General features: G+C 61.5%; 5 protein-coding genes. 2 read left to right on the plus strand and 3 right to left on the minus strand.

The genetic code is table 11. The features are described 5' to 3' along the window. Positions 1–97 precede the first annotated feature (97 nt). Positions 98–223: a hypothetical protein gene (locus tag QZ302_RS08940; protein WP_294594608.1), complete on the minus strand. Its 126-nt coding sequence runs from the start codon at positions 221–223 to the stop codon at positions 98–100. 662 nt (positions 224–885) lie between these two features. On the opposite strand from QZ302_RS08940, the gene QZ302_RS08945 reads away from it, so the two are divergent. Further along, entirely contained in the window at positions 886–2,082 is a 1,197-nt protein-coding gene (locus tag QZ302_RS08945; RefSeq protein ID WP_294594610.1) for a phage portal protein, read from the plus strand. A 110-nt stretch (positions 2,083–2,192) separates the two neighbouring features. On the opposite strand, the gene QZ302_RS08950 is transcribed toward QZ302_RS08945, so the two are convergent. Together QZ302_RS08950 and QZ302_RS08955 are read right to left on the minus strand one after the other, a co-directional pair. Next, positions 2,193–2,411 carry a hypothetical protein gene (locus tag QZ302_RS08950; protein WP_294594612.1) on the minus strand — a complete coding sequence of 73 codons (219 nt, stop codon included), beginning with the start codon at positions 2,409–2,411 and terminating at the stop codon, positions 2,193–2,195. 41 nt (positions 2,412–2,452) lie between these two features. Then, positions 2,453–2,659 carry a hypothetical protein gene (locus QZ302_RS08955; protein WP_294594613.1) on the minus strand — a complete coding sequence of 69 codons (207 nt, stop codon included), beginning with the start codon at positions 2,657–2,659 and terminating at the stop codon, positions 2,453–2,455. Between the two features lie 46 nt (positions 2,660–2,705). On the opposite strand from QZ302_RS08955, the gene QZ302_RS08960 reads away from it, so the two are divergent. Next, positions 2,706–3,704, plus strand: a complete 999-nt coding sequence (locus QZ302_RS08960; RefSeq protein WP_294594615.1) for a hypothetical protein — start codon at positions 2,706–2,708, stop codon at positions 3,702–3,704. Positions 3,705–4,246: the final 542 nt, after the last annotated feature.

The following is a 4,246-nucleotide window of genomic DNA, read 5'->3' on the forward strand; positions in this document are numbered from 1 at the left end:
CGTAGAGTCGCGCGGGCCGGAGCACCCCCGGCGTAGGGCCGCAATCTCGCGATGCTCGTTGCGCCTACGCTGGCTCCGGCTGCCAAAGTTGAGCCAGTTAGGGTAGCTCCAGTCCCTTGCCCCCGCGGACCCGCCCCTTTTCTTCCGAGAGGCAACGCAACTGAAGACCGTGGCCGCGATTGTGCGCGCGGCTGGGGCTGAGGTCCTGCGAGTAGAACCACAAGAACCGCCCGTCGATACCACTGACCGCAGACGACCAGCTATAGCCGTTGTTGCCGACGCCACCCGGTTCGCCCGAGGCGTAGTTGCGGTAGCCCGGGGCGGTGCTGCTCGGCCCCCGTTTATTCCGAGAGGCAACGCAACTGCAGACCGTAGCCGCGACTGTCTGTGCGGCTGGTATAAAGTCCTGTTATGTGGAAACTCAAGTACATGCCGCTGCTACCGTTGACCGCAGAAGCCCAGCTGTAACCGTTGGTGCCGACGTAGTACAGCGAGCCCGCATCCCGATGGCGGTAGCCCGGGGCGGGGCTGCTCGGCCCCCGTTTATTCCGAGAGGCAGCGCAACTGAAGACCGAGGGCACGACTATGCAGACCGCTCGGGTTGAGGTCCTGTGAATCGAGCCATAAGAATAGGCACTTGATTCCGTTGACCGTGGACGAGTAACTGTACCCGTTGTAGCCAATGCGCGCCGGATTACCAGAGATATAGTCGCGGGAGCCCGGGGCGCGCCGCCCGGCAAGCGAACTGGCCCTGTACCCATGGCCGCCTCTACCCTAAACAATCAGACCGCCTCTGCCCCGATCCGGAACACCCGGAAAAGGCCCGCTGCCCTCCAAGGCTAATCTAATTAGGTATTGTAAATTGAAATTTTAGTGTCAAAAAATATGAAAATGACGGGAAAAGCGAAAAGTAAAATCTTCGTCGTCGGACAGGCCCAGCCGCCTGCCGTGAGGGCCGTGGCCGAGGCTGCGCGGAAAGAGGTCTGGAGGTGGGGGAGCGACAACCGGCTCCCCGAAGCGCTGGCGGCACTTTCCAGAAGCTCGACGGTGCACCGACGGATCATCAACGACAAGGCCGACTACATCAGCGGCAGCGGCCTCAGCGTCGATGCGGGAGCCCCCAGAACGGCCGAGCTGGTGGCCGAAGCCAACGGACAGGGACAGACGCTGCGGAATGTCGTTCAGCGGCTGGCGCTCGACCGGTGTCTGTTGGGAAACGCCTTTCTGGAGGTGGTCACCGACCCGAAGCGGAGCTTCCTCGCGCTGTACCATCAGGATGCCACGCGGTGTCGACTCTCGCGCGACGACCGCCACGTCGTCCTGCACCACGACTGGAAGCAGTACAGGACTTCGGAGGCGATCCTGCTGCCGCTCTATCCGGCTTTCGAGCCCCGGCCCGACGGTACGCTCCGGGCGGTGATCCACTACAAGGATTACGAACCGATGTTCGAACACTACGGCGTGCCGAAGTACATCGCGGGGATGGGGGCTTCGGCGATCGTCTGGAAGACGGATCGATGGAATATCTCGCGATTGGACAATTCGTTCCAGCCTTCAGGGGTGATGGTGTTGGACGGGGATACGGATTCGGAACAGGAGGCGGCCGAAATCGCCCGCCTGGCCGAGGAGCGGTTCGCCGGAAAACCGGGGCAGGTGATGTTCCTCGTGAAAAACGGGATCGACAGCGACACGACGCGTTTCGTGCCGATCACCACGGCGAGCGACGGGGATTGGAAGTCGCTCCACGACCAGGCGTTGTCGGATATCATCGTGGCGCACTCATGGTTCCGGACGCTGAGCGGGATGGAGTATGCGACGGGGTTTTCGGCGGATCGGGTGCGGCACGAGTACAACATTGCGCTCAACACGCTGATCCGGGTCGAGCAGCAGGAGATCATCGAACCGATCCGGCGGGTCTGTGCGGAGGTGTTCCGCGAGGAGGTGCGGTCGCTGACGTTCGTCAACCGTCCGCCGTTCGAGATGAAGCCGGCCTACATGCGGGTTTGGGAGGCGCGCAAGGCGGACGGCTTCGACTACGATCCGGACGACCCGACTCAGCAGCAGTTCCTCGCTCAGCTGTAGGGGGGCGGGGAGGTTTTTTGTGGGCCGTGGCTGCCGCGAGGTGTTGGCGGAGAGGTCTCGGGTTACTTGGGGTAGACACGGCCAGTTTTCGAGTGCCGAGCACCCCCCGTTTATTCCGAGAGGCAACGCAACAGAAAACTGTGAGCATGGTAGTCCATGCCGCTAGTGCTGAGGCGTTGCGAATGAAAATTCAAAGGTACTCCGTAGATTTTGCTTGTGGCGGACGACCAACAGCATCCGTAATAGCCCATGTTGCCCAGGATACCCGAGTCATTGAAGCGGTAGCCCGGGGTCGATCGGCGCTCGAAAGCCGGCCGCCTCGGTTTCAATTTGGGTTAGACACAGCCAGTAGAAGAGGCTGTGCGTCCGTTTATTCCGAGAGGCAACGCAGCTGAAAACCGTAGGTACGGTGATCCAGATAGCCGGGAACGACCCAGGGCACCCCAAAAACCAGGTTCACCCCATTCGTGCCCCCGACCGTCGAAGACCACCCGTAACCGAGGTTGCCGACATCGTGCAGTGCCCCCTCGTACCCTCCGCGATTGCCCGGGGCGGGGAGGTCAAACACCCCGATCAAAACCCCGCTCCGAGAGATCGATTAATCAATTAAACCGACTGTATTTATGCAACTTATACAACCAGAAGAGGTCGTCGGGCTGGCATTCGCCGCCGACGACCCCATCGACCCGGCCAACGTCCGCGAAATGAGGATCGAAGCCGCACAATTGCGCTACATCCGACCCGCATTCGGAGACGCCATGTACGAAAGTATGCGCCAGGAACGCTATCCGGAATTCGTCTACACCTTCGTCAAACCCGCTCTGGCCCACTTCGTCCGCTACGAACTGATCGTCGAACTGGCGGTTCGGTCGGCCGACCGGGGAGTGGTGCGTCCTTCGGCCGAGGAGACCACCCGAACCTCGTCGGCCACCCGAAACGATACCGGAAGCCGGAAAGAGGATTCGACCTCGGAACACGTGCGGGCCTCGGAAGAGATGCGGGAAACGACCGACTCCGAGACGCGAAAAGTACAGGATAAAAAGAACGACACGACGACGACGGATACCGTCTTGGCCCGCGAAGACACGGAACGGAAGACGTCCGACGTGTCGGACACCGAGCAGACGACGACCCAGAACAGCGTGACGAAACAGGGCGAGACTTCGGCGACGGAGGAGATGGCGGTGACCGAGGAGACGGGGTCGAAGAAGCTCACCACGACGCGGACGGGGACGGATGCCACGACGGCGGGTCGCGAGGAGTCGACCCAAACGCAGCGGACGGCGATTGCGAACGATACGCAGGATACGACTCGAACGGGTTCCGGTTCGGTTTCGACCTCGGCCGAGCAGACGGATATGGAGACTCGGAACGGGTCGGTGGCGACGACTTCGCGCAGCGAAAACGAGGGGTCGGGAACGACGACCCGGTCGGGCTTCCGGGCGGCGACGGCCGAGGAGTGGCAGTTGCTGTCGCGCCAGGCGCTGCGGGACGCGCGCACGTTTCTGCGCTATGCGGTGGAGTACGTGGAGGAGCATCCGGCCGAGTTTCCGAACTATGCGCCGAAGTCGGGACTGGGTTCGGTGGGGGTTCGTCGCTGCATCGGAGGCGTCATTCTCTGACGGGGCGGGGGTTCGTGTGCTGTGTTCTCCGGCCCCGGGCTTCCGCGACGCGGGTTTTAACAGTCAATTTGGCGCGCTGCTCAACGTCGGCTACACCGGGTGTAATTGGTCTTCCTCCTTTAGCGGGACTGACGGCGTGTTCTTGAATTTTTACATTTCATACCTCCAGCCCGGCCACATAAGCGGTCGTGCGATCGGTTTTCCGTTGCGTTGCCTCTCGGAATAAACGGTGTGTGTCTGTGTAAACTTGGGATAGAGGCTGCCATTTGCCCACCGCGGTTTGGTTTGAGGAGACTGGCCTCGGGCCGGCCGGGCCCCACGTCCCGTGGACGGGAAATGCTTCGCATTTCTGCGGCTGTGTCAGTAAAACTGGGGAAAAGCGGCCGGTTGCTTGGGGGGTACACGGCCATTAAAAGACGCTTAGCGTCCGTTTATTCCGAGAGGCAACGCAGCTGAAGACCGAAAGCACGATTCGCCGTACCGCTCGTTCCCAGCCCCTGCATGTCGAACCATAAGAAACGACCCGTGGAACCGCTCACCCC

The sequence above is a fragment of the uncultured Rikenella sp. genome, assembly GCF_910579375.1.
Classification (GTDB): Bacteria; Bacteroidota; Bacteroidia; order Bacteroidales; family Rikenellaceae; genus Rikenella.

What these genes read in the sequence shown, in the direction of transcription:
- QZ302_RS08945 (WP_294594610.1), top strand. Translation starts at nt 886, where the DNA reads ATGAAAATGACGGGAAAAGCGAAAAGTAAAATCTTCGTCGTCGGACAG.
- QZ302_RS08960 (WP_294594615.1), top strand. Translation starts at nt 2,706, where the DNA reads ATGCAACTTATACAACCAGAAGAGGTCGTCGGGCTGGCATTCGCCGCC.